The following is a 24,934-nucleotide window of genomic DNA, read 5'->3' as shown; positions in this document are numbered from 1 at the left end:
GTGAGGCACTCCCCACCGTTCGCCACGCCCCCATGGCCACTGCGGCTGTGCAACGTTCCGGCGCGCTCGCCATGCTTGCGGGCACCGTCCCCGAAACCATGATCATGGTGTTCCGTGAAGCCGCGCAACGTGTCCAGGCTCCGCACCCAGCTCCCATGAGCATGGAGTCGGGTAGTCAGGGGGAGTTTCACCCTCTGGCCCCCGTGGATTCCGGACGTGAGTCTCTCGGCTCATCCGGCTCGTGCCACCTGATGGCCATGACGGGTTGCCCCCGGTGCGCGAGCAGCTCCGGAGCATTGACCGGCAGCCTCTGACGGTGGTTTCTGACGGTGGTTGGCGACCCCCGCCCGCACAGCGATCGCGGAGGACCCACCTTCATCTCTCGAGCAACTCGGGCTGACGCCGCGTCGGCGACAGTCAAGCGAGATCGATCGTCACCGGGAAGGGCACGACGGCGTCCAAGGCCACGACGGTATCCAAATGCCCGCGACCTCACTCGCACGGTCGGCCCCACTTTGCGAGGTCACCGGCATCGGGGTACCGCGGCTGGACCTGGCCGTAGGTCCGGTTGCCTCGCAGGAATCGTCGACCCGACAGATGGTTCCCGTGTCGTCTCCGCTCACGGCGTACGAACATGTGTTCGACATCCGGCGGGTGTTGTTCTACCGTTGACTCATGGTTTATGACGAGAACTCCGGCGACGATCCGGATCCACCGGCACGGCTGGCGATGATCGTCGGGCAGGTCGACGAGCTGCTGGCCGCGGACGTGTGGCGGTTGTCCGACGCCGAGTTGGACGGGCTGATCGAGGGGGTGTGCCGGCTGGCCGGCCGGGTTGCGGCCGTACGGGGCCAGCTGTTCGTGGAGGCTCAGGACCGTGGCTTCGCCGTCCACCAGGGCGCCACCGATCTCGCCGCCTGGCTGCGGGAACGGCTGCGGCTGACCACCCGGGAAGCCCGCCGGCAAGTCACCCTCGCCCGCGACACCACCGTCTGCACCGCGACCGGGGCGGCCCTCGCCAGCGGGGAGATCACCGCCGAACATGCTGTCGTCATCTGCGACGCGATGCGCAGCCTGCCCACCGCAACCACCCCCGAACAGCGCACCGCCGCCGAACGAGCTCTGATCGGCTTCGCCGACAAGTTCGACACCATTCACCTCACCAGAATCGCCGCCCGCCTCCGCGAAACACTGACGATGGTGGACGCCTCCCCCGGCGGCGATGATCCCCACTCCAACAGCCGCACCGGTGAACACACCAGACCCGGCAACGGCGGTGGCGATGCTGGTGCCGACGCCGGGGATGATGATGGGGAGAAGCCGAGCCCGGACCCGGCGGACATCCGCCGCCTCACCTTCACCGATACCCCTACCGGCACCATGCTGATCAGCGGGGAACTCGATGCCGAGGGCGCCGCCCTGCTGCGCACCGCCCTGGACAGCCTCGCCGCGCCGCGGCCTGCCGCAGACGGCACTCCCGACCGGCGTAGCCCCGCCCGCCGCCGCGCCGACGCCCTCATCGACCTGGTCAACCGGGCGTTGAGCGCCGCGGCCGTCCCCGAAACCGGAGGGGTACGGCCGCATCTGACCGTCCTCATCGACTGGAACACCCTGCTCGCCAGCGGCACCATCCCCGCCACCACCGACTGGGGTCCTCCGCTCCCTCACAGCACCCTGGCCCGGTTGAGCTGCGACGCGGAGATCAGCCGTGTCCTGCTCGACCCGGCCGGCGTCCCCCTCGACATAGGCCGGACTACCCGGGTTGTCCCCCCACAGATGCGCCGCGCGCTGGTCGCCCGCGACCGGGGCTGCACCTTCCCCGGATGCGACCGGCCACCGTCATGGTGCGAATGCCACCACTGCACCCACTGGGCACATGATGGTGTCACCGCACTGCACAACCTTGTTCTGATCTGCGGCCAGCATCATCGGCAGGTCCACCACGACGGCTGGACCATCGTCTTCACCGACGACGGCCACCCCGCCTACATCCCACCCTGGCGCATCGACCCCCACCAACGCCCACGCCGCAACCCCTACACCCAAAACCCCACCGACCTGTTTGCCACCACATGACCAGCGAAGCGATCCGGCGTGTAATGAGCTGGAGCGGTCCGCCACTTCCAGGGGGAGCACGATGTCATCGTCATTGCTGGTGTTGCGCGCCCAGACGTGAGGCTCACCCCACTCGGCAAAGGCGGCGAGCTGTTCCCGGTAGTCATTTGTAACGACGTGGCGCCGGACGATCCGGGCGGCCGTAGCTCGCCGCCCGGATGCCCGCTCGACGACTCAGGCCACCCCCGCCCCACAATCATCGTCAGCCGCGAGGCGACCTCCGCCATCAGGTCCGGCCAAAAGCCGTTGCGGTTAGCCGGCGTCGGGCCGGTCCACGCGGTACACATAGTGCAGTGGGTCGTCAACGGGGTTGTCCGGCGCGAGCGCACCCTGCCCGACGCGTCGGAGACCTGCCTTCTCCAGTGCCCGCCACGACGCCCGGTTAGCCGCCACGACCGGAACCACGATGCAGGTGGCCTCAGGATGGTCGATCCAGATACGCCTGATCGCGGCCGGCGGCGCATTCAACCCGGGTGTGGTCGGCCCGGGTGTGGTCGGCCCGGGTGTGGTCGGCGCGGGTGTGGTCGGCGCGGGTGTGGTCGGCGCGGGTGTGGCACCCCGGTGGCCGGTGCCCGGCGGCGGAACCGTCGCTGCCCCCACACGGCCACGACGGCAGTATGGGCAGGCAGGCAGATGACCGATTCCTGGCCGGGAAAAATATTGCACGCTAATATTCCAGGAAATTCGGCAATGTTGCTGCGGAAAGCGGGGCCATGCTGTGTACGGTGGGCCGATTGTCACATCGCTGGACGACGTGCACTGGTTCGACGTGACCCGGCTGGAGTATCCGGACGGGCGGATCGCGCGGATTCAGGAGGCGTGGATCCAGCTCTCGCCGCGCTACGTCTGCTTCTACAACAAGTGGGATCCGGGCGCGATCACGCCCCGGCACGGCCACCACGGGGACCACTCGATTTTCGTCACCCGGGGGCAGGTCTCGGACGGCACGCATGTCTGCGGCCCCGGCTCGCACATCATGCTCGAGTACGGCGACACCTTCGGCCCCTGGGAGGCCGGGCCCGAGGGCTGCGAGATGTACGGGGTCATCATGGGCGTCGGGCACCCGTTCCTGGACAAGGCCGCCTGGCGCAAGTACCTCGCCGAGCGCGGGATCGTCGAGCACCCCTGCCCGCCGCCGCCGCTGCCGCTGTGGTCGGCCGGGCTGAGCGTGCTGCCCGCGGACTGACCGGCCACGCGCGACGGCCGGGGCACCGGATGACGGTGCCCCGGCCGGGACTGGCTACTCGATCGGGACTGGCTACTCGATCGGGACTGGCTACTCGATCGGGTCGTCGATCGTCGGGTTACGCACGCCGAAGCCGATCTCCTTGACGTTGAACGTCGGCTTCAGGCCCGGACGGTCCACCCAGGACGGGCGCGGCTCGTGGCCGGGCTCGGGGCGGGCCCAGTCGATCCAGGTGCCCCAGTCGTCACGGGTCAGCTTGATGTCGCCGGGCGAGTACGGCTGGCCGAACTCGGCGTACCACTTGCCGAAACGCTTCATCTCGTAGGCGATCCAGTAGTCCTCTTCGGACTTGAACTGCCCGTTGCCGGCGTACTCCAGAATCTGGATCGACTCGGCGCCGACCTTGGGGCCGCCCGGGATCTTGTAGTTGTCGGCCCAGTTGATGCCCTTCCAGACCACCGTGTCACCGTCGATCGTGTACCAGATCATCGGCGTGTAGGTGCCCGGCGACCAGGACATGGTGACGTCGAGGTACTCCTCGATCTCGTCCTGGCCGTTGAAGGTGCCCCAGTAGTGGTCCTTGTACCAGGCGTCCTCGGTGAAGCACTCGTGCGCCCAGCGCTTCCAGTCCTCGGCGACGGGGCCGAGTAAGTAGTAGTTCTTGAAGGCGGCTTCCACTTCTTCGCGGGGGTGGCTCAACGTGGCCTCCAGAGTGTGGGGTGTTGCATGCGCCTCGAGGGCGGTCAGGCGCGGACCGTGGTCGGGGTGTAGGCGGCCTTGAGGTGCTTGATGCCGTGGAGGAAGTTCGTCCGCAGGAACTGCGGCTCCTCGGTGGCATGGATGTCGGGAAGGTACTCGAAGAGCGCCTTGAACACGACGGAAAGCTCCAGGCGGGCCAGGTGGGCGCCCAGGCAGAAATGCGGGCCGGGGGCGCCGAAGCCGAGGTGCGGCGGGGTGAGGTCGCGGCGCACGTCGAAACGGGTGCCGTCGGGGAACACCGACTCGTCCTGGTTCGCCGAGCGGTACCACAGCACGAGCTTGTCGCCCTCGGTGAACTCCTGGTCGCCGAGGCGCACCCCGTCGGCGGTGACGGTGCGGCGCATGTGCAGCACCGGCGACGCCCAGCGGACGACCTCGTCGACGGCCGTCGGCGTGAGACCGTCGATGTCGGAGGCCCACAGCGCCCGCTGGTCGGGGTACTGGGTCAGCGCCAGCAGGCCGTGCGCGATCGCGTTGCGGGTGGTCTCGTTGCCGGCGCCGACCAGCAGGATGAAGAAGGAGGCGAGCTCCTGCGCGGTGAGGTTCTCGTCCCCGGCGGCGACGAGGAGGCTGATGAGGTCGTCACCGGGGTTGCGCTGCCGATCGGCGGCGAGCTCGCGCAGCAGCTCGGCGAATTCGTCGCCGACCCGGGACAGGTTCTTCGCGACCCCGCGCGGGCTCTGGTCCGGAACGTACTCCGGGTCGCTGGCGCCGAGCAGCTTGTTCGTCGACTCGAAGACGAACTGCTCCTGGCTGCGCGGGATGCCCATCATGTCGTTGACGATGCGCAGCGGGATGAGGGCGGCGACCTCGGTGACGAAGTCGCACTCGCCCTTCTCCGCGACGACCCCGAGGACCTCCCGGGTGACCTCGCCGACGTTGGTGCGCAGCGCCTCGAGGTTCTTCGCGGTGAATCCGCGGGAGATGATCCGGCGCTGACGGGCGTGCTGCGGGTTGTCCATCGCGATGATGGAGCCGAAGAACTCCCGCAGGTCCAGCGGCTGGTCGAAGATGTTGGTGCCCTCGCCGGAGCAGAAGTCCTCGGGCCGGCGGCTGACCTCCATCACGTCGGCGTAGCGGGTCACCGCGTAGAAACCGCGGCCCCGGGTGTTGCCGGCGAGGTCGAGTTCAGGGAAGTGGGGGCGCTCCCCGGACGCGCGCACGCTCGCGAAGTAGGCGTCGCGTTCGGCCGCAGGCCGGGTCCACCAGTCGAGATCGTCCAGGTCGACGTCAGCGATCAGGCTCATGGGCCGGTTCTCCTCGTGCTGTGCGGCGGCACCGCGGGACGGATGCGGCGCGCTCCGGTGGTCGTTCGGACGGGTGGCGGCGAGCTGGTACGGCAAGCTGGCAGCGGCGAGCTCGGGGGCGGCAACCGGGGGGAGGATCAGGCGGCGTCGGCGGCCGGGTAGCGCAGCACGCCCCGCAGGTTGGTGCCGGCGCGCAGGTCGTCGAACGCGTCGTTGATGTCCTCGAGCGGGTAGGTCCGCGACACCATGATGTCGAGGTCGACCTGGCCGACGCTGGACAGCTCCAGCAGCTTGGGGATGTCGGCGCGCGGGTTGCCCGAGCCGTAGAGGGTGCCGATGATGCGCTTCTCGGTCAGCGTCAGGTCCATCAGGTTCACGTCGATGGACGTCTCCGTCGCCGGGTGGATGTTGGTGACCACGAGTGTGCCTCGCTTGGCCGTCATCCGCAGGGCCTTCTTGATCAGTTTGCCGTCCCCGACGCCCATGGCGCAGATGAACACGTCGGCGCCGCGGTCCCAGGTCGCCTCCGCGACGACGGCGGGCGCCTCCTGCCAGGAGGTCGCGACGTGGGTGGCGCCGAGCTCGAGGACCTTGTCCTTCTTCGTCTCGACCGGCTCGATCGCGACGATCACCTTGGCGCCGGCGAGCTTCGCGCCCTGGATGGCCGCGCCGCCGATGCCACCGACCCCGGCGACCACCACCGCGTCACCCGGGCGGACCTGGGCGGCGTAGACCGCCGAGCCCCAGCCGGTGACGAACCCGCAGCCCAGCAGGCAGGCCCGGTCGAGGGGGTAGTGATTGTCGATCTTGATGACGCTGGCCTCGTTGACCACCGTGTGGTGGGCGAACGACCCGATCAGGCAGGCGGTGGAGATGTCCTCGCCGCGGGCGTGGTGGCGGTAGCCGTCATCGGAGATGTGCCGCCCGCTGTAGAGCTTCGCGCCGAGGTCACACAGGCTCTGGTGACCGGTCGAACAGGACGGGCAGCGCCCGCACGACGGCATGAACCCGAACACGACGTGGTCACCGGGCTTGAGCCAGGACACGTGCGCACCGACCTCGCGCACGACCCCGGCGCCCTCGTGCCCGCCGATGCACGGCATCCGGAAGGGCATGTCCCGGGTGACGAGGTGCTCGTCGGAGTGGCAGATGCCGGAGGCGTGGAGCTCGACCAGCACCTCGTCGTGCTTGGGCGAGTCGAGCTCGATCGTCTCGACCGCCCACGGGGCGTTCGCCTCCCAGAGCACCGCGGCCTTGGTCTGCACTGTCGTGTGGTCCTCTCGTCGCTGATGGTCCAGTCGGTCCGCTGGGGTTCACCCCACCGGCAGGATGATCGACTGGTATTCCGTGTAGGACGCCAGCCCCTCCGGACCGCCCTCGCGGCCGATGCCGGACTGCTTGAACCCGCCGAACGGGCTGCCGAGGTCCATCCCGGCGCTGGAGTTCACCCCGACGCCGCCGGCGCGGATCCGGCCGGCAACCGCCTCGCCCGCGGCGATGTCGGTCGTCCAGACCGCGCCCGCCAGGCCGTAGTCGGAGTCGTTGGCGATGCGCACCGCGTCGTCGACGCCGTCGTAGGCAATCACGACCATGACCGGGCCGAAGATCTCTTCCCGGGCGACCCGCATGCCGTTGTCGACGCCGGCGAACAGCGTCGGCTCGACGTACCAGCCGCGGTCGAGGCCCTTGGGCCGACCCCCGCCGGTGACCAGCCGGGCGCCGTCGGCCTCGGCGGAGCTCAGGTAGCCCTCGACCCGCTCGCGGGCCTGGCTGGAGATCAGCGGGCCGACCTCGGTGGCGGGGTCGCGCGGGTCGCCGACGGTGAGCGCGCCGATGCGGGCGCCGAGCGCGTCGACGACCTCGTCGTAGCGGTCGCGGGGGGCGAGCACGCGGGTCTGGGAGACGCAGATCTGCCCGCCGTTGGACATCGCCCCGCCGACGATCGCCTCAACCGTGCCCGCGCCGAGGTCGACGTCGGGCAGCAGGATCGCCGCGGACTTGCCGCCGAGCTCCAGCGTGAACCGGCGCAGGTCACGCGCGCACAGCTCGCCGATGCGGCGGCCGACCGCCGTCGACCCGGTAAAGCTGATCTTGTCGACGCCGGGGTGGCGGACCAGGTGCTCGCTGGCCGCGGCCTCACCGGGGACGATGGACAGCACGCCCGGGGGCAGGCCCGCCTCCACCGCCGCCTCGGCGAGCAGGTAGGTGTGCAGGGGGGTCTGCGGGGCCGGCTTGAGCACGACGGTGCAGCCGGCCAGCAGCGCCGGGGCGAGCTTGAGCGCGGCGACGAACAGCGGCGCGTTCCACGGCACGATGGCGCCGACCACGCCGACGGGCACCTGCCGCACGCGCACCGGGCCGCCGAAGCCGCCCGGGCGGGTCGTCTCCCACTCGTAGCGCTTGCCGATGCCGCTGTAGGTGGCGAACACGGCCGTGGCGATCCCGACCTGGCCGACGGTCGACCACGCGCGCGGCGAGCCGACCTCCGCGGAGATCAGATCGGCGAACTCCTCCGCCCGGGCCCGGATCGCCTTGCCGAGCCGGCCGACGATCTGCGCGCGCTCGGCGGGGTCGAGCGCCGGCCAGGGGCCGGTGTCGAAGGCGCCTCGGGCGGCGGCCACCGCCGCGTCGACGTCGGCGATCGAGGCGCTCGGCACGCGCCCGATCGGCTCCTCGGTCGCCGGGGAGAACACGTCGATCACCCGGGACGAGGCCGGCGGCACCCAGCCGCCGATGAAGAGATTCTCGTGGGTGTGCAAGGAGGTCTCTTTCCCACTGATGATCAGGTCGGGCGGCCGGGCCACGACCGGACCGGCCCGAGGCCGTCGACGCCCGGGCACCCGCCCGACCGTATGATCACTTGATTCTGGCGTTCATGTCACCGATGTGCAAACAGTACCCGCGCCGACTACGCACCGGCTGGGAACGCCTGCGTCCGGGCGGCGAAGTGCTGCAGGACCGGACCGAGCAGCTCCGGGGTGGAGCCGTGCAGGACCAGCTCGTCGGCACCGGCGTCAAGATAGGCGTCGAGACGGGCGGCGCACTCGCCCGCGGAGCCCACCGCGGCGGCGTCGGTCAGCCACGACGGGGGCAGGGTGGCGGCGACGTCGAGGAGCTGGTGGCGGGTGAAGACGTTGTCGGCCGAGCCCCGCAGGCCGACCATCAGCGGATGGGACCGCAGCGCCGCCAGCGGCTCGACGCCCCACTCGTTCACCCCGGCGAGGCGCTCACCGAAGCCCGGGATCTGGAAGTAGGTCACCGCCCGCGCGCCGACCACCGCGGTCTCCTCCTCGTCGGTGAGGTCGGGGGCGACCACGACGGTGGCGTAGACCTTCACCGTCGACGGGTCGCGCCCCGCCTCGGCCGCGGCCTTGTGCACGATCGCCACCGAGCGGGCGACCGCCTCCGGGGTGAGGAAGGGATGCAGCAGCGCGCCGTCGAAATGCGCCCCGGCGAGCGCGAGGCTCTTCGGGCCGATCGCGGCGAACACCAGCTCCGGCGGCGCCACGTCGGGCAGGTCGCCCAGGCGCATGACCGGGAAGCGCCCGGCGGGACCGTCGTAGGAGACCTTCTCCCCCCGGCACAGCCGGCGCAGCATGTCGGCGGAGTCGACGAGCACCTGGTTGGTCATCGCCGGCAGGCCCACGGCCTTCCACATCGGGCCGACCGAACGCCCGAAGCCCAACGTCAGGCGACCACCGGTCAGCGCCTGCGCCGTCATCGCGGTGGAGGCCAGCACGACGGGATGGCGCACGAGGAAGTGGGTGATGCCCGAGGCGATCCGCACCCGGCTGGTGGCCTGGCCGATGGCGCCCGCGAGCACCCCGAAGTCCTTCGTCCCCCACCGCTCGCTGAGCCATACCGTGCCAAGTCCGAGGTGCTCGGCGGTCTGTGCCTGCCCGATCGCGGGACGCGGATCGGCGACCCGGCCGGGCAGCACGTAGGCACCGAGGCGCTCCGCCACCCGGGCGGTGCCGGTCCGATCGCGATCCCTGTTCGTCGTCATGCCCCTATTCTGACATCCGTGTCTAGTATCTGGGTGATCAGCCGCTCCGGGCGGCCGGGAACCGGGGCACGCCGGCAGAAGGAGTCAGGATGGCCACCACGGCACGACGCGATCTCGAGGCGACCCGGGAGGTCCTGCGGGGATGGCTGCAGGATCGGCACGGCGCCACCGGGGTGGAGATCTCGCCGCTGACCTCACCCAAGGCCGGCTACTCCAACGAGACCCTCTACCTGCACCTGACCTGGACCCCGGCGGACGGCCCGCGCCGCACCGAGGACCTCGTGCTGCGCATCGAACCCACCGGTCACCAGCTCTTCGTGACCCCCGACGCGGTCCGCCAGGCGCGGATCATGCAGGCGCTCGCCCCGCACCCGGGCGTGCCGGTGCCGACCATCTGGTTCATCGAGCCGGATCCCACCGTGCTGGGCTCGCCGTTCTACCTGATGGGCCGGGTCGACGGCCAGGTGCCCGGCGATGTCCCGAGCTGGCACGCCAAGGGCTGGACGGTCGAGCTCACCCCCGGCGAACGGACCCGGCTGCACGACAACGCGCTCGCCTCCCTGGTCGCGCTGCACCGCATCGACGTGCGCGACGGCTTCGACTTCCTGTCCCCCGCGGGGACCGGAACCGCCCTCGACCGCTATCTGGCGGCACTGCGCGACTGGCACACCTGGGCGCAGCCGAGCCTGCGCTGGGAGCCGGACACCGTGGCCGCGGCCGTGGACCATCTGGTGCGCGAGCGTCCCGACGACTCCTCCGCCGGCATCGTGTGGGGCGACGCCCGGGTCGGCAACATCAGCTTCGGTGCCGACCAGTCCGTGCGGGCGATGTTCGACTGGGAGACGGCCACCGTCGGCCCGCCCGGCATCGACCTCGGCTGGTGGCTGATGTTCGAGGACTTCCTCTGCGAGGCGCAGGGCCTGACCCGGCTGGAGGGCGTGCCCGACCGGGCCGCGATCATCGCCGGCTACCAGGAGCTGTCCGGCCGACCGGTCGAGCACATCGACTACTACGAACTGCTCGCCGCCACCGTCATGACGCTGATCAACAGCCGCCTCGGTGTGCTGCTGATGACCAGCGGCGGGCTGCCGGAGCGGGTCGCGTCCTCGTACGCGCGCCGCACCATCACGATGATCCGCCGCGGCCTCGACCGCGTCGCAGCCTGAGCCGTGCCGCTCGCGAAGGCGGCGGACACGGCGACGGACACAAATGACGGCAGCGTTAGATAGTTGGTCTGCCTCCTGCTAGCGTGCAGCACGTCACGGTGGCGCAGCAGGCAGCACGACGGCGCCGCCCGGCGACGGGTCGGTTAGATCGCGACCCCGGGTGCACCGCCTGACCACCTCGACCGACGACCCGACGGAGCAGTGATGAGCGCACCCAGCGAGGCGGGCACCGCGTGGGAGTTCCCGATCGAACGCGGCAAGATCCGTGAGTTCGCCCTCGCCATGCAGTCCGAGGCGCCGGAATACCAGCACCCGGACGCCGTGGTCCCGCCGACGTTCCTGATCAACGCCAACCGCTGGGCGCCCGAGGGCGCCCGCGTGCCGCACGGGTTCGACCGCCGCCGGCTGCTGCACGGCGAGCAGGAGTACATCTTCCACGGGCCGCCGCCGCGCGCCGGGCAGACCCTCTACGCCGCCGAGCGCCTCGCCGAGCGTTACGAGAAGCCCGGCCGGCGCGGGGGCACCATGAAGTTCGCCGTCATCGTCACCGAGTTCCGCGACGAGGCGGGCACCCTGGTCGCCGAGGGCCGCGCGACCTACATCGAGACCGCGAAGGCCACCAAGACCGCGGAACCGGCCAAGACCGCGCAGCCCAGGGCCGACGGGGCCACGGGGACGGAGGAGAAGGCATGACGGCCCCCGGAACCACCCTCGCCGACCTCGCGGTGGGCTCCTCCCCCGAGCCCCGCTCGTTCGGCCCGCTCACCCGGCAGATGTTCGTCCGCTACTCGGGGGCGTCCGGCGACCTCAACCCGATGCACTACGACGACACGTTCGCCCAGCGCGCCGGCTACCCGTCGGTCTTCTCCCAGGGGATGCACCAGGCGGCCCTGCTGGCCACCTTCGCCACCGACTGGTTGGGTGCGGAGAACATCCGCCGCTTCCACGTCCGCTTCCGCGAGCAGGTCTGGCCGGACGACGTGCTGACCTGCTCCGGGGTGGTGACGGCCATCGAGGAACAGCCGGCGGGCCGGCTGGTCTCGGTGGACCTGAGCTGCGCGCGCCAGACCGGCGGTGTGGCCATCGCCAGCGCGGCGGAGTTCCTGCTCCCGCACTGACGGCGAACGCCGCGCGACCACGGAAGCCCGGCGGGCTTCCGGCCTTCCGCGCGGCCGCCGGCCGGACTCCCGGCTTCCCCACAGACTCGGTGGCGCCCGCCAGCGATGGTCTACGACCTCGGCGACGGGCGCGGCCGGGGGATCCGCGGTCCGGCCCCAGGGCGACAGCCGGGCCGCGGATCCACCTTCCCGCCCCGGAATCCTCCCGAGGGGCAGCCGGCCAGTCCTCACTCGCCGGCCGGCGTGGTCAGGTCAGTTGACCCCGAGTAGTTCCACTTCGAAGACGAGGTCGGAGTTGGGCGGGATGACGGGCGGGAAGCCCCTGGGGCCGTACCCGTAGTCAGGCGTGATGGTGAGCACGGCCTTCTCGCCGAGCGACAGCTGAGGAACCCCCTCGTCCCACCCCTTGATCACCCTGCCGACACCGATCTCGGTCTTGAACGGCTCTCCCCTGTCACGGGAGGAGTCGAACTGCTTTCCGCTGCCGAGCAGGGTGCCGACATAGTGAATCGTCACCGTGTCCCCCTTCTTGGGGAAGGTCTTGCCGTCCCCCGGCGAAAGGGTCTTAACCGATACGCCCATGCAACCAGCCTTTTCTCGATGATGGGACCAGCCCGGCGGCAGCAGACCCGCCCCGACCGGAGCCGGGCGAACCGCCGCCACGGACCGCCGCGCCCCCGCGGGCAGGAGCCGGGGGCATCCAGGGAAGTATGTCAGCCGGCCTACCGCAGTCAGGCAACGTCTGTCGGTGCGACGACCTTGCGTAGTGCTTGTCCATCGCGACGATGGCGGCTGCGGCCCTGGGCCACGTGTCCAACTGCGATCAGACGGCTTGTGTGCGGCACGTGAGCCGGACCCCGTCGAGGCGTGGTCGTGGGGACACATCGTGGTCGTGGGGCTGGAGTATTGCCGCACCCCGTCAATCACGCACAGTATGTAGATCGGCTGGCAGCAGTCGTAGACACGCGCCCTAGCACTGCGCGCAGCGCTCCGGCGGCGTGCCGGCGGCTACGGGCTGCGGCCTGAGCAGTGCGCCGAGGGCGGCAAGAGCGCCGGGCACCGGGCGGTAGTAGGCCCAGACGCCGCGTTTGTCCCGGCTGATCAGGCCGGCGTCGACGAGGACCTTCAGGTGGTGGCTGACGGTGGGTTGGGTCAGCCCGAGGGGCTCGGTGAGTTCGCAGACGCAGGCCTCTCCGCCGTCGCGAGCGTAGATCATCGACAGAAGTCGTAGCCGGGCGGGGACGGCGATGGCCTTGAGGACACCTGCGAGCTGCTCGGCGCCCTCGGCCGACAGCGGGGCGGCTGCCAGCGGCGTGCAGCATGCGGCAATCGCGCCCACCAGCTCGCCCACGGCCTCGTCCGGCCGGTCTGTGGACGGCCGGTCCGTGGACGACCGGGCGGGCGTCGGGCGCGGCGTCGAGATCGTGGCCATGGTGTCCAGCATGCCACGAGAAATTGACAGCGGTCTATGTCTGCGGGCATGCTCGCTTCCGTCAGGACATAGATGCTTGTCGATGTGTCTGAGGTGATCGTGATGGCGCGAGTGCAGCTGGCGTTGAACGTGTCCGATGTGGACGCGGCGGTGGAGTTCTACTCGAAGCTGTTCGGGGTCGCGCCGGCGAAGCGCCGGGCGGGATACGCGAACTTCGCGGTCGACGTGCCGCCGCTGAAACTGGTGCTGATCGAGAACCCGGACGTCCGCGGCAGCGGGGTCGCGGGAGCGTTGAACCATCTCGGCGTCGAGGTCGAGACCACCGAGGAGGTCACCGCCGCGACGGCCCGGCTGGCGGGCGCCGGGCTGGAGACCGCGGTCGAGGAGAACACCGCCTGCTGCTACGCGGTGCAGGACAAGGCCTGGGTCGATGATCCCGACGGCGCGCCGTGGGAGGTCTACACGGTGCTCTCCGACGTCGTCGACGGGTCGGTGCCGACCCTGCGGACGGTGCAGCCGGGCAGCGGGCCGGGGGCGGGGCCGGGAGCGGCCTGCGCCTGCGGCCCGGGAGTGGACTGCGGCCCGACCGCCGACACCACCGACACCACCGACACCACCGGCGTCGACCTCGAACCGGCGCCCGCCGGCGCGCGCTGACACGGGTGGCGGACATCGAGCCGGGTGGTCGACCGGCACTGGCCCGGCGGCTGGCCGCCGAGGCGGTGGGCAGCATGCTGCTCGCCGCCCTGGTCGTCGGGTCGGGGATCGCCGCGGTCCAGCTCAGCCCCGACCAGGTCGGGTTGCAACTGGTGGAGAACGCCGCGGCGACCGCCGCCGGCCTGTTCGCCATCATCCTGATGGTCGGCCCGGTGTCCGGGGCGCACTTCAATCCGGTCGTCAGCCTCGTCGACGCCGCGTTCGGCGGCCTGTCGTGGCGCGACGCCGCCGCCTACCTGCCCGCCCAGGCTGCCGGCTGTGTCGCGGGGGCGATGCTGGCGAACCTGATGTTCGACCGGTCGGCGGTGTCGATCGCGACCCATCACCGGGCCTCGGGGGCGCACCTGCTCGCCGAGGTCGTCGCCACCGCCGGGCTGGTCCTGCTGATCTTCGCGCTGGCCCGGTCCGACCGTGCCGAACGGGCCCCGGCGGCGGTCGGCGCCTACATCGGGGCGGCGTACTGGTTCACCAGCTCGACGAGTTTCGCGAACCCGGCGATCACCGTGGGACGGATGTTCTCCGACAGCTTCGCCGGGATCGCCCCCGCCTCCGCACCCGCCTTCGTGGCCGTCCAGCTGGCCGGCGGGGCGGTCGGCTACGGGCTGGTCCGGCTGTTCTACCCACGCGCGGCCTCGGCCCGCGCCCAGGCCGCGCAGCAGCCATCTCACGAGAGGATCATGCTTCGATGACCGCGAGACCGTCGGTGCTGTTCGTCTGCGTCCACAACGCCGGCCGCTCCCAGATGGCCGCCGGCTGGCTCACCCACCTCGCCGGCGACCGCGTCGAGGTCCGCTCGGCCGGCTCCGCCCCCGGCGGGCAGATCAACCCCATCGCCGTCGCGGCCATGGCCGAGGTCGGCATCGACCTCACCGGCCAGACCCCGAAGATCCTCACCGTGGACGCGGTCGAGGCCTCCGACGTCGTCGTCACCATGGGCTGCGGCGACGCCTGCCCGATCTTCCCGGGCACGCGCTATGAGGACTGGACGCTCGACGACCCCGCCGGCCAGGGCATCGACGCCGTGCGCCCCATCCGCGACGAGATCCGCGCCCGCGTCGACCGGCTCCTCGCCGAGCTTCTCCCCGCCGACACCTGATCGCCGTCACCCACCACCGGAGCGGGGCCCGGCCACCGGAGTGACACGCGGCCACCGGGGCGGGGCCGCACGGTGAGCGGGCCGCGGCACTGTACCCGGATGGCTGCCGCGGCCCGCGGGCCGATGGCCACCGACCCCACTCATTTCTAACAGATCTGTCACCGGATTCCGAGCTGCGCCGGCCCACCTCACATTGCCGATGACGCTGTCACCCTGTGGAACCGAGATCCCGGGCCGCACCGCGAACCCAGGAAGATTCGGCAACCACGCGCCTGGGACTGAGTCTGGGCGGGGGGATCCGGGGGCGCGCCCCGGTTCTCCTGGGGGTGGAGCGAGCCGACATCGGCGGGTTCCATGGACAGGACAGCAACAGATCTGACATGACGACTATGCGGATGCGGCGTCCGGTACCTGTCGCGGGCAGGCGCGGGACGCTCGACGCGAGCCCGTGCCGGACGGGCACTGCCGTCGACACGGGCTCGCCGCCGTTACTCGACGCAGATGGCTTTCGTGCCGTGGGGAGCGGTGAGCTTGCCGCCCTTGATCACGCCGTACCATCCGCACGGGACGGAGACCGCCGGCTTGTCCTTGGCGTAGGTGGTCGGTGGGATCAGGCCGCCGAGGGTGTTCTTCGCCGGCTGGGCGTAGAGCCCGGTGTAGAGGTCGGCGGAGGTCGGGCTGGGGCCGATCTTCGCGGCCGCCTTGCCGAACATCACGCCCGCCGCCCAGCCGGCGCTGGCGCTGGCGTTCAGCGGGGTGTCCGACTTGTAGGACTTCATCGCCTGCAGGAAGTCCGCCGTCTCCGGGGCGCCCCCGAACCAGTTGAACGAGTCGTTCGCGATGTAGGCGCCGTCATAGTTGGCGTTCTTCAGCAGCTTGTCGAGGAAGCTCTGCCCCGGGGAGATCAACTGCGGCCGGTAGTTCTGCTTCGCACAGTCCGCGACGAAGCGTTCGCTGACCTCGCCCGAGCTGTTGAGGATGATCGATTCCACCCCGGCCGAGCGCATGTTGAGGCACTGGGAGGTGTAGTTGGGCGACGACGACGAGATCGCCAGGCCGGAGGCGAACTGCAGGCCCAGCTTCGTGGCGATGCCGCCGGCGAGGGAGAGTCCCTGCGCGCAGGCGGGCAGCTCGGCGCAGACGACCATGCCGAGCTTCTTCTTGCCGGCGATCTTGGCGGCGTTCACCTCGGACACGACGTAGTTGACGGCGGTGTCCGAGGTCGGGAAGAAGTTCGGGTCGGTCAGCCACAGCGCTGCGGTGGCGGAACCGCCGATCACCGGAATCTTCTTCGCGTCGATGTAGTCCTTCCAGGCCGACTCCAGCCCGGACTCGTGCGTGCCGACGAGTGCGATGATCTTGTCGTTCTCGACCATCCCCTTGACGGCGGCCAGGGACTTGGCCGGGTCGTTGGCGTCGTCACGGACGACGACCTTGACCGGGTGCCCGCTGAGGCCGCCCCGGTCATTGGTCCACTGCGCCCACGCCTGCACCGCGTCCGCCGTCGCCTTGGAGATCACGCCGGCGAAGCCGCTGAACTGGCCCACCGTGCCGATGACCAGCGGGCTGCCGGTCGGTGCCGGCGACTTCGGTGCCGCCGGGGCCGCCGAGGCGCCTCCCCCGGAGCCGCCGCCCGAGCCACCCCCGGAGCTGCTGCCGCACGCGGCGACCACGAGGACCAGTGCCACGAGACAGATCACCGGTCGTAATATCTGGCGCTTCACGCAGGTGCCCTTCTTCTTCATCGAGTTGTCATAACCAGCGCCTCCCCCCATGCCAGGGGCATGAGCGGAGAAACAGAGATGCCGCGGACGGGGACGGCGACGGTCCGCGCGCGCCGCCGCCGGTCGGGACGCGGTCAGCCGCCCGCGGGGTCGGCGGGGTCGGCGGGGTCGGCGGGAAGGGTGATAGCGCGTTCGGGGCACGATCCGGCAGCTCGCCGGGCGCCCTCGACGCGCTCGGGGGCGACCGGGCTGTCGGCCGTCACCTGGCCATACCCCTCGTCGTCGTCGTGGAAGACGTCGGGGGCGAGCATGTAGCACAACCCGTGCCCGACGCAGAGCTCGCGGTCGATGGCGACCCTCATCGCGGCACGCCCGGGGTGAGGATGAGGGGGAGGGCCTCCAGGCCGACGGTGCCGCGGGGGAACTTCACCGTCGGCGAGAACCCGGGCGCGATGTCGTAGTGCGGGATGAGGCGGTGCCACTCCTCGTAGACCAGGCGCATCTCGAGGCGGGCGAGGTGGGAACCGAGGCAGCGGTGCACGCCGACGCCGAAGCTGGCATGCGGGTTGTCGCCGCGGTGGAAGTCGACCCCGTACGGATCGGGGTAGCGCGCCTCGTCACGGTTGCACGCGGCGATGTAGGCGGTGACCCGGGTGCCGGCGGGCAGCGTGCGCCCGCCGAGCTCGGTCTGCGCGGTGGTGATCCGCGGCACGAAGGGCGCCGGCGGGTCGAGGCGCAGCAGCTCCTCCACGGCGGCGGGGACGAGGGCGGGGTCGTCGACGATCTCCTGGCGGCGGTCGGGGTTGCGGGCGAGGCGCTCCATCCCGAAGCCGAGGGCGTCGGTCACCGTGTCCAGGCCGGCGAGGACGAACAGGAAACACAGGCCGATCACCTCGGCGTCGGTGAGCGCGTCGTCGCCGTCCAGGCAGAGCAGTTCGCTGAGCACGTCCGGGCCGGGAACGCCGCGGCGGGCGGCCACCAGCTCGGACAGGTAGGTGAACAGCTCGCCGGCGTGGCGCAGGTCGGCCTCGTCGGTGCTGACCGCCCCGGACGGGTCGCTCAACCCGAGGATCGCGTCCTTCCAGGCGACGAACTGGTCGCGCATCTCCATCGGCAGGCCGAAGAAGGTCAGGAAGGCCTGCACCGGGAAGACCGACGCCACGTCGGCCACGAAGTCGCATTCCCGCCGCGCCGGCAGCGGCTCGATGAGCTCGGCGAGCTGGCGGCGTAACTCCGGTTCGAGGGGCCTGATGCTGCGCGGGCTGAAGAAGGGCTGCAGGATGTGCCGGTAGCGGGCGTGTTCCGGCGGGTCGAACGCGATCGGGACCAGCGGGAGCGGGCTGCCGAGGGAGTCGAACGCCTTCCGGGAGGAGAACACCGCCGGATTGCGGAACGCTGCCTCCACGAGGGCGTGGTCGGTGAGCGCGACGTCGGGTTCGAGCTGGACGATGGGTCCGCGCTCGCGGATGAGCCGCCACGCGGCGTCCCGATCATCACGAACGGGCAGGTCCTCGAAGGTGAAGGGCTGGGCTTCTCCGGCCGACGACATCTGGCCTCCCTGGGTCCGTTGATCCGCTGGTTGCGTTCGTCGATGCGGGACACGCCGGCCGCGCCGAGCGGTGGCCGTCAGAACGCCGAGCGCAGCGCTCCACCGTCGACCGGGATGAGCTGGCCGGTGACGTATCCGGCCCAGGCGGAGCAGAGGAAGGCCACGACGGCGGCGATCTCCTCCGGGCGCCCCGGGCGGCCGACGGGGATGTCGGTGCTGAACTGGGTCATCATGTCGGCGGGCGCGAGGCCACGCTGCTCCCCGACCCCACCGACGTAGCCCCACATCCGGTCGGTGGCGATGAAGCCGGTGCCGATGGTGTTGACGGTGACGCCGTCACGGCCGAACTCGTTGGCCAGCGAGCGATTGAGCGTCACCACCGACGCCCGCACGGTGTTGGCGAGGATGTGCTTGAGCCCGGGCGGCGGCTCCTTGGCCGCGCCCGAGCCGATGTTGACCAGCCGCCCCCAGCCGCGTTCCCGCATCGCGGGGGCGACCAGCCGGGTGAGATGGACGACGCTGAGGGTCATCTCCTGGAAGGCACGGGCGAAGTCGTCCCCGGTGAGGTCGAAGAAGTCGCCGGGGCCGGGGCCGTGGACGTTGCTGACCGCGATGTCCGGGGGCCCGAACCGCTCGCGGGCGCCCGCCACGACCCGCTCGATCTCCTCGGCGACCGTCATGTCCGCCGCCACGCCGTGCGCGACGCCGCCGTTCTTGCGGATCGTCTCCACGACCTCGCCGACCGCCTCGGCGCCGCGGGCGGCCACGACGACCCGGGCCCCCTCGGCCGCCAGCAGTTCGGCGACCGCGCGCCCGATGCCGCGGCTGCCGCCCGACACCACAGCGACACGGTCTGCAATCCCGAGATCCACAGCAACCTCCCCGGACGTCGACACCCTGCCAGATTGCGTGAAGCATGCCACATCTCTCCGGGTGAGGAAACTTATACGGAGAAGCGCATTCAAGCGCCAGGTCAGGGTGACGTAATCGTCAGATGACTGGCACCATCCGGCCATCGAAACGGAAAGTCCAGCCGGGTGCGGCGCGCGAGCGGGCGCGGGACAGGTTCGACCGGGCGCGGCACCGGCCCATGCTCAGGCCGGCGCCGCGCCCGCCTCAGGTCCCGGCGCCGGCGCGGGCGAGCAGCTCGCGGCGCACCGCGGCCTTGGAGATCTTGAGCATCGAGCCCTGGGTGGGCAGCTCGTCGGTGAGCTCGAGCTGCTCGGGCAGCTTGTAACGGCCGAGCCCCGCGGCGAGCAGGTGGCGTTGCATCTCGGCGAAGTCCAGGTCGGGCTGGCCGGGTACCCGCTCCACCACCGCGCAGACCCGCTCGCCGCGTTCGTCGTCGGGCAGACCGACCACGGCGACCCGGGCCACCGACGGGTGCGTGCCCAGCAGGTCCTCGATCTCCCGCGCGGAGATGTTCTCGCCCTTGCGGATGATGATGTCCTTGATCCGGCCGGTGAGCTTGATCCGGCCGTCCGGGCGGACCACCCCCAGGTCGCCGGTGCGTAACCAGCCGTCGACGAACGCCTCCGCGTTCTGCGCCGGATCCCGGTACCCCTTGCACACCTGGGGGCCGCGGATCTGCAGCTCGCCCTCCTCCCCCGGGTCGGCGACGGTGCCGTCGAGGCGGGCGGCCCGGATCTCGATGCCGCGCACGGGCGCCCCGTCGGTCCCCCGGCGCAGCTCGACGTCGTCGTCGGGGAAGCCGACGGCGATCATCGGGACCTCGGTCATCCCGTAGGCGGGGATGTAGGTCACCCCCAGCTCGGCGGTGATCTGGTCGAACATCGCCGGCGGAGTGGGTCCCGCGCCGCCGCCGAGCTCGCGCAGGTCCGGCAGCAGCCGGCCGGCCCCGCGTCGGCGCTGCTCGCGCAGCAGCAGCTCGCCGAACGCGACGCTGCCACCGCACAGGTTCACCCGGTGCCGGCGGAACAGCTCGGCCAGCGACGACGGGTCGAACCGCTCCACGGACAGCGTCCGGATTCCGACGGAGAACATGAAGCAGAACAGGTTCGGCCCACCGATGTGCGCGATGGCGAACTGCATCGCGAACACCGTGTCGGCGTCGAGGCGCATCCGCTCGGCGTAACCCCGCCCGCCCCACATCAGCGACTCGTCCGAGTGCAGCACGCCCTTGGGCTCGGACGTCGTGCCGCTGGTGTAGAAGGTCCAACGGGCCTGGCGCGGGTCGGTCGGCGGCGGCGGCAGCGTCGCCGGGTCGCCGTCGGGCAGGTCGTCGACGCCCACGACCACGATCCGCGGCCGGGGGGCGGCCGACCAGTCGAGCCCGGAGACCATCTCGACGTAGTCGAACCCGTTCCAGGTGCCGGGCAGCACGACGTACTCGGCGCCGGTCTGGCGCAGCGCGAAGCCGACCTCCCGGCCCCGCACCGCCGGGATCACCGGGTTCTGGTGGGCGCCGAGGCGGGCCAGCGCCAGGCATACCAGCAGGGTCTCGATCCTGGTCGGAAGCTGCCAGCTCACCCGGGACCCGGGGCCGATCCCCAGCTGGTGCAGGCCCGCGGCCACCCGCTGCGCCCGGTCGCGGAACTCGCCGAAGGTGATCCGGCGATCCCGCTCGTCGACGATCATCAACCGGTCCGGGGTGAGCCGCGCCCGGCGTTCGCACACCTCCCAGAACGTGAGGTCGTCAACGGGTATCACGGCCGATGCGGACGTCGTCACGGCGGCCACTCCTCTCTGCGGTCCTCTGCGGCCGAGGCCGGTGGCGCATCAGCCGCCGTGGTTCGGGGCGACACCCAGGTAGTGCTCGAAGACCTCCTCGGCGACGTCCTCGGGGCGACCGTCGAACACGATCCGCCCCTTGGTCAGCACGCAGACCCGGTCGGCCGCGGCCAGGGCCCGGTGGACGTACTGCTCGACGAGCAGCAGCGACGTCCCGGCCTGGGTGATCCGACCGAGGAACTCGTAGATCTGGTCGACGATCACCGGGGCGAGCCCCATCGACACCTCGTCGACCAGCACGACGGCGGGGTCGTCGAGGTAGGCGCGCATCACGGCGAGCATCTGCTGCTGGCCGCCGGAGAGCTCGCCGGCCGGCTGGGACAGCTTGCTGCCGAGGATCGGGAAGTTCGCCACCGCACGCTCGACCGCGTCGTCGACGTTGCGCTTCCAGGTGTGCAGGACGAGGTTCTCCCGCACGGTCAGTGACGGGTAGACGCCCCTGCCCTCGGGAATGTGGCACAGCCCGCCCCGGGCCCGCTGGTAGGGCCGGGCCCGGGTGACGTCGCGCCCGTCGAGGATCACCGTGCCGCGGGTCGGGCGCAGCAGGCCCGAGGCCACCCGCAGCAGCGTCGTCTTGCCCGCGCCGTTCGGGCCGAGCAGCGCGACCACGCTGCCGCGCGGCACGGTCAGCGAGACGTCGTGCAGCACGGCCGAGGCGCCGTAGCCGGCGTCCAGCCCGCGGACCTCCAGTACCGGGGCCGCCGGCGCGGCGGCACCTTCGCCCCCCGGCAGGGTCTCGGTGACCGTCATGAGCTCACCTCCTGAGACACGGTCTGACGCGACGGCGCCGCCGGATCGGCTGGCGGGACCTGGCCGGTCTGGCCGCTCTGGCCGGTCTGGCCGCTCTGATCGGCCGTGTCGCCGGTGGCCGTGTCGCCGGTGGCCGCCTCGGAACCGAGGTAGGCGGCGCGCACGGCGTCGCTCGCGGCGACCTCGGCGGGCGTCCCCTCGAAGATCGGGACGCCGAAGTCGAGGACGTAGATGTAGTGGCAGACCTCCATGACCAGCGCCATGTCGTGCTCGATGAGCAGGACGCCAACGTCACCCTGGCGGATCACCTCGGCGAGCACCTCACCGAAGCGGGCGGTCTCCAGCCGGTTCAGGCCGGAGGACGGCTCGTCGAGCAGGAGCATGTCGAACGGCCCGGCCAGGCAGCGGGCGAGCTCGACCAGCCGGCGCTCGCCGGTCGACAGGATGCCGACGGGCCGGTCCAGCAGATCGGTGATCCCGCAGGTGGCCGCGGCGCGTTCGACGGCCTCGGCGACCACCTTGCGCTGCGAGCGGGTCCCGGCGAGATGCCGCCAGGGCCGGACCCCGGCCATGGACGCCTCCCGGCCGAGCACGATGTTCTCCCGCACCGACATCGAGTCGAACAGTTCCATCCGTTGGAACGTCCGGCCGAGCCCGCCGCGGGCCCGCGCCGACGGGGCGAGGCGCGACACGTCCGAGCCGTGCAGCCGCACCCGTCCGCTGCTGGGGCGGACCAGACCACTGCACGCGTTGAACGTCGTCGTCTTGCCGGCGCCGTTGGGCCCGATCAGCCCGGTGACCCGGCCCTGGGGGGCGATCAGCGAGAAGCTGTCGACGGCGAGGTTGCCGCCGAAGCGGACGCTGATCTTCTCCACCTGGATGCCGCTGTCGGGCGCGGCGGCGACCGCCTCGGGCCGCTCGATGGAGATCGCCGCCGCCTCGGCCGCCGCGGCGGCGTCGAGGGGCAGCACGTCGAGGGGCAGCGCGGCGGGCAGCGCGTCCGCGCCGACCGGCGGCGTGGCGCCCGGCTCACCGGCCGCAGCGGTCGCGGCCGCCGTGGCCTCGGGTCGCCGGCCGCCGATGCGGTCGGCCAGCCGGCGCAGCGCCGCGTTGCGCGGCGGTCCCCCGCTCAGCGACACCGCGATGGCGGAGACGCCGAACAGGAAGTTCAGCCAGTTGGTGGTGTTCTCGTTGGTGATGTAGGCGCTGGGCAGCACCATGCCCGCCGCAGCGAGGAAGGCGTACCACGGCTCCCCACCGATGCTGATCACCAGGACGGCGAGGAGCACCAGCGACGAGAACGAGGAGAACGACGACCCGGTCACGGCCGAGACCGAACCGCCGTAGAGCCCGCCGTAGATCGCGGCGACGAAGGCGGACAGGCAGAACACCAGCACCCGGGTGGTGTTCACGCTCGCGCCGTGGGTGGCCAGCGCCGTCGGCGAGTCGCTCAGGCCGCGCAGCAGGCGCCCGAGCCGGCTGCGGTGCACGCCGACCACCAGTGCCGCGACCAGCACGACGAAGATCAGGACGAGGTAGTAGTACCCGCGGTCGCTCTCGAAGGCCGACAGGCCGGGGCGGGGCACCCGCACGCCTGACGTGCTCGATCCGAAGAGGATCTTCAGCGGGTAGCCCATCTGCTCCAGCGCGATGCCGAAGCCGAAGGTCGCCAGGGCCAGGAACACCCCGGACAGCCGGATCGCCGGGATCGCGATGACCGCGCCGACCGGGATGGCGACCAGGCCGGCGAGCAGCAGCGCGACCAGCCAGGGCAGGCCGAGGCCGGTGGTGAAGTGCCCCATGGCGGCGGCGCCGATCGCGGCGAACGCGGCGTGGGCCAGCGACACCTGGCCCGAGGTGCGCACCAGCAGCCCGAGGGAGAGGAAGAGGATGACCTTCAGCAGCGCGTCGGTGTAGGTCGGGACGCGCGCCCCGCCGACGAGGAACGGCACGGCGACGGCGAGCGCCGCGAGCACGACGGCGCCGCTGAGCTGGATTCGGGCCGGCGCCCGCCAGGTGTCGGTGACCAGCAGGCGGGCCGACAGCCGCCGGTCGACCAGGCGCCGGCGCGGGGTGAGGAGCAGGACGGCGAACAGCACGAGGAACGGGGTGCTCGGCGGCAGCCCGGTCAGCAGCGCGTTCGGGTGGGTGACCGCGCCGTACTTGGTCAGCACGGAGGCGAGCACACCGACGACGAGGCCGCCGGCGTAGGTCAGTGGCAGGCTGGAGAAGTAGCCGAGCGCGGCGGCGCCGAACGCCTGCACGACGAGCAGCGTCAGCAGCAGGGCGTCCAGGCTCAGGCTCGGGGCGAGCAGGACACCGGCGAGGCAGGCGAACGTGCTGCCGATGACCCAGGACCAGCGGCGCACCGCCACCGGGTTGGTGCCGGCGGAGTCGAGCAGCTCCGAGTCGTCGACCACGCCGCGCATCGCCAGACCCAGGCGGGCGAAGCGGAAGAACAGGTACAGCCCCGCGGTGGCGACCAGCGCGATGGCCGTGATGATGATCTGGTCCCAGGTGATGACCGTCCCGGACAGCGTGAACGCCTCGCCGGTCGGCAGGAACGTCGGGAAGGTCTGGCTCTGGGCGCCGTAGCGGGCGGTGAAGAAGCCCTGGACGGCCAGGATGATCCCGATGGTTGCGACGATCTTGTAGACGACCCGGACTTCGGCGAGGCGGCGTGCCATCAACTCGAGCAGAAGTCCGAGGGCGGGTCCGACGACGCCGATGCTCAGCAGTGCGGCGAGACCCCAGGGGAGCTCGTGTTGGACCCGTAAGAAGTAGAAGGTGTAGGCGGCGGTCGTGGCGACCGCCCCGTGCGCAAGGTTGAAGATCCCTGATGTCTTGTACGTGAGCACCAGGCCCGTGGCCGCCAGCCCGTAGACGGAGCCGGAGACCAGGCCGATGATGACGAAGGGTAAGAGGTCGTTCATGCGATCGGCCACTCCGCCGACCGGGAACCCACACCTCGGAAGATCATTCCGACACTCCCGTCAGATTCTGCCTCAGACCGAACCCGCCACAGGGGCCGGACGGCCCGCCCGAACGGATGCCCGTCCGAACGGCCAGGCCGCCCACTCGATCGTGTGGCCGGCATCATACCGTCAGATTGCCTGCCGGCCAGAGGCTTGGCGGGTTCTTCTGTTACGACGGGCGTCTGACCTGCTCGCAGGGGCGTCAAGGTCGCCTGCGAAGGAGGTGCGGCAGCGGCGTGTCGGGCGCGGCGGGGCAGGTGACGGAAGAGTTAGAAAAGCCGGTCGTTTGGTCCCGCCGCGCGACCGGACAGCCCCCGACGGCCCGGGATACCGGGCCGTCGGG

The 24,934-nt window shown here is 71.3% G+C and carries 22 protein-coding genes; 8 read left to right on the top strand and 14 right to left on the bottom strand.

Going from position 1 to position 24,934, the window contains the following annotated elements:
* The first annotated feature begins 675 nt into the window (after positions 1-675).
* Together NBZ83_RS07470 and NBZ83_RS07465 are read left to right on the top strand one after the other, a co-directional pair.
* Positions 676-2,076, top strand: a complete 1,401-nt coding sequence (locus tag NBZ83_RS07470; RefSeq protein WP_261574606.1) for an HNH endonuclease signature motif containing protein — start codon at positions 676-678, stop codon at positions 2,074-2,076.
* A 757-nt stretch (positions 2,077-2,833) separates the two neighbouring features.
* Positions 2,834-3,301, top strand: a complete 468-nt coding sequence (locus NBZ83_RS07465) for a cupin domain-containing protein (protein WP_261570729.1) — start codon at positions 2,834-2,836, stop codon at positions 3,299-3,301.
* Between the two features lie 90 nt (positions 3,302-3,391).
* Here NBZ83_RS07465 and NBZ83_RS07460 read toward each other — a convergent pair whose 3' ends face one another.
* The 5 genes from NBZ83_RS07460 to NBZ83_RS07440 all read right to left on the bottom strand — a co-directional run bounded on the left by NBZ83_RS07460 (position 3,392) and on the right by NBZ83_RS07440 (position 9,313).
* On the bottom strand, positions 3,392-4,000 hold the full coding sequence (locus tag NBZ83_RS07460) for a nuclear transport factor 2-like protein (protein ID WP_261570728.1): 609 nt from the start codon (positions 3,998-4,000) through the stop codon (positions 3,392-3,394).
* 44 nt (positions 4,001-4,044) lie between these two features.
* Entirely contained in the window at positions 4,045-5,307 is a 1,263-nt protein-coding gene (locus NBZ83_RS07455) for a cytochrome P450 (RefSeq protein ID WP_261570727.1), read from the bottom strand.
* Between the two features lie 137 nt (positions 5,308-5,444).
* Positions 5,445-6,572, bottom strand: a complete 1,128-nt coding sequence (locus NBZ83_RS07450) for an NDMA-dependent alcohol dehydrogenase (RefSeq protein WP_261570726.1) — start codon at positions 6,570-6,572, stop codon at positions 5,445-5,447.
* Between the two features lie 48 nt (positions 6,573-6,620).
* A complete protein-coding gene (locus NBZ83_RS07445) occupies positions 6,621-8,066 on the bottom strand; it encodes an aldehyde dehydrogenase (protein WP_261570725.1) in 1,446 nt (481 codons plus the stop codon).
* Between the two features lie 149 nt (positions 8,067-8,215).
* On the bottom strand, positions 8,216-9,313 hold the full coding sequence (locus NBZ83_RS07440; protein WP_261570724.1) for a TIGR03857 family LLM class F420-dependent oxidoreductase: 1,098 nt from the start codon (positions 9,311-9,313) through the stop codon (positions 8,216-8,218).
* Positions 9,314-9,402: 89 nt separating this feature from the next.
* On the opposite strand from NBZ83_RS07440, the gene NBZ83_RS07435 reads away from it, so the two are divergent.
* From NBZ83_RS07435 to NBZ83_RS07425, 3 genes are all read left to right on the top strand, one after another.
* Positions 9,403-10,479, top strand: coding sequence for a phosphotransferase family protein (locus NBZ83_RS07435; RefSeq protein WP_261570723.1), 1,077 nt, complete (start codon positions 9,403-9,405; stop codon positions 10,477-10,479).
* A 204-nt stretch (positions 10,480-10,683) separates the two neighbouring features.
* Positions 10,684-11,172 (top strand): FAS1-like dehydratase domain-containing protein, encoded by a 489-nt coding sequence (locus NBZ83_RS07430; RefSeq protein ID WP_261570722.1) that lies wholly within the window; start codon positions 10,684-10,686, stop codon positions 11,170-11,172.
* Positions 11,169-11,597, top strand: a complete 429-nt coding sequence (locus NBZ83_RS07425) for a MaoC/PaaZ C-terminal domain-containing protein (protein WP_261574605.1) — start codon at positions 11,169-11,171, stop codon at positions 11,595-11,597. Before NBZ83_RS07430 ends, NBZ83_RS07425 begins: the two co-directional genes overlap by 4 nt.
* Before the next feature lie 252 nt (positions 11,598-11,849).
* On the opposite strand, the gene NBZ83_RS07420 is transcribed toward NBZ83_RS07425, so the two are convergent.
* Complete coding sequence (locus tag NBZ83_RS07420; RefSeq protein WP_261570720.1) at positions 11,850-12,179, bottom strand: FKBP-type peptidyl-prolyl cis-trans isomerase; 330 nt, start codon at positions 12,177-12,179, stop codon at positions 11,850-11,852.
* A gap of 388 nt (positions 12,180-12,567) precedes the next feature.
* Positions 12,568-13,029, bottom strand: coding sequence for an ArsR/SmtB family transcription factor (locus NBZ83_RS07415; RefSeq protein ID WP_261574604.1), 462 nt, complete (start codon positions 13,027-13,029; stop codon positions 12,568-12,570).
* A gap of 102 nt (positions 13,030-13,131) precedes the next feature.
* Between NBZ83_RS07415 and NBZ83_RS07410 the strand changes: the two genes are divergently transcribed.
* From NBZ83_RS07410 to NBZ83_RS07400, 3 genes are all read left to right on the top strand, one after another.
* Positions 13,132-13,686: an ArsI/CadI family heavy metal resistance metalloenzyme gene (locus tag NBZ83_RS07410; protein ID WP_261574603.1), complete on the top strand. Its 555-nt coding sequence runs from the start codon at positions 13,132-13,134 to the stop codon at positions 13,684-13,686.
* A 74-nt stretch (positions 13,687-13,760) separates the two neighbouring features.
* Entirely contained in the window at positions 13,761-14,435 is a 675-nt protein-coding gene (locus tag NBZ83_RS07405) for an aquaporin (protein WP_264762995.1), read from the top strand.
* Entirely contained in the window at positions 14,432-14,842 is a 411-nt protein-coding gene (locus tag NBZ83_RS07400) for an arsenate reductase ArsC (protein WP_261571090.1), read from the top strand. Before NBZ83_RS07405 ends, NBZ83_RS07400 begins: the two co-directional genes overlap by 4 nt.
* 488 nt (positions 14,843-15,330) lie before the next feature.
* On the opposite strand, the gene NBZ83_RS07395 is transcribed toward NBZ83_RS07400, so the two are convergent.
* The 7 genes from NBZ83_RS07395 to NBZ83_RS07365 all read right to left on the bottom strand — a co-directional run bounded on the left by NBZ83_RS07395 (position 15,331) and on the right by NBZ83_RS07365 (position 24,549).
* On the bottom strand, positions 15,331-16,587 hold the full coding sequence (locus NBZ83_RS07395; RefSeq protein WP_261571089.1) for an ABC transporter substrate-binding protein: 1,257 nt from the start codon (positions 16,585-16,587) through the stop codon (positions 15,331-15,333).
* 113 nt (positions 16,588-16,700) lie between these two features.
* Positions 16,701-16,928 (bottom strand): ferredoxin, encoded by a 228-nt coding sequence (locus tag NBZ83_RS07390; protein WP_261574602.1) that lies wholly within the window; start codon positions 16,926-16,928, stop codon positions 16,701-16,703.
* A complete protein-coding gene (locus tag NBZ83_RS07385) occupies positions 16,925-18,115 on the bottom strand; it encodes a cytochrome P450 (protein WP_261571087.1) in 1,191 nt (396 codons plus the stop codon). The genes NBZ83_RS07390 and NBZ83_RS07385 overlap by 4 nt, the downstream gene beginning before the upstream one ends.
* 77 nt (positions 18,116-18,192) lie before the next feature.
* Positions 18,193-18,987, bottom strand: a complete 795-nt coding sequence (locus NBZ83_RS07380) for an SDR family oxidoreductase (RefSeq protein ID WP_261571086.1) — start codon at positions 18,985-18,987, stop codon at positions 18,193-18,195.
* A gap of 244 nt (positions 18,988-19,231) precedes the next feature.
* Positions 19,232-20,806, bottom strand: coding sequence for a class I adenylate-forming enzyme family protein (locus NBZ83_RS07375; protein WP_261569676.1), 1,575 nt, complete (start codon positions 20,804-20,806; stop codon positions 19,232-19,234).
* A 48-nt stretch (positions 20,807-20,854) separates the two neighbouring features.
* Entirely contained in the window at positions 20,855-21,616 is a 762-nt protein-coding gene (locus NBZ83_RS07370) for an ABC transporter ATP-binding protein (RefSeq protein ID WP_261569678.1), read from the bottom strand.
* Positions 21,613-24,549: a branched-chain amino acid ABC transporter permease/ATP-binding protein gene (locus NBZ83_RS07365; protein ID WP_261574601.1), complete on the bottom strand. Its 2,937-nt coding sequence runs from the start codon at positions 24,547-24,549 to the stop codon at positions 21,613-21,615. The genes NBZ83_RS07370 and NBZ83_RS07365 overlap by 4 nt, the downstream gene beginning before the upstream one ends.
* Between the last annotated feature and the right edge of the window lie 385 nt (positions 24,550-24,934).

This window comes from Frankia gtarii (assembly GCF_025403375.1).
GTDB lineage: Bacteria > Actinomycetota > Actinomycetes > Frankiales > Frankiaceae > Frankia > Frankia gtarii.
This window is presented reverse-complemented; position numbering and strand designations above follow the sequence as displayed.